Source organism: Spirosoma terrae, assembly GCF_010435915.1.
In the GTDB taxonomy this organism is placed as follows: Bacteria; Bacteroidota; Bacteroidia; order Cytophagales; family Spirosomataceae; genus Spirosoma; species Spirosoma terrae.
Genome location: NZ_JAAFZH010000058.1, coordinates 1 through 301 on the forward strand (window position 1 = coordinate 1; position 301 = coordinate 301).

At 58.8% G+C, this 301-nt stretch carries 1 protein-coding gene; it reads left to right on the top strand.

All coding sequences use genetic code 11. The features are described from left to right. On the top strand, window positions 1-301 hold a 301-nt coding region (locus tag GK108_RS31040; RefSeq protein ID WP_163955483.1), incomplete at both ends, for an SdrD B-like domain-containing protein.

Below are 301 nucleotides of genomic sequence, written 5' to 3' on the forward strand. Positions count from 1 at the left end.
CAACGCCAGTGGTATCTACAGCTTCACGGGCCTGACCCCGGGTGTACCGTACTCGGTGAGCTTTGTGGCGCCGACGGGTTACACGGCTACGATCGCCAACGCGGGTGGGGATGACACTAAAGACAGCGATGCCAATCCGGTAACGGGTCAGACCCAGTCGGTGACCTTAGCGCCGGGTGAGAACAATCCAAACCTGGACGCTGGTTTCTACATTCCAAGTGCCTCCTTGGGTGACTTCGTGTGGGTGGACACCAACAAGAATGGTATCCAGGATGCAGGTGAGCCGGGCATTCCGGGTGTG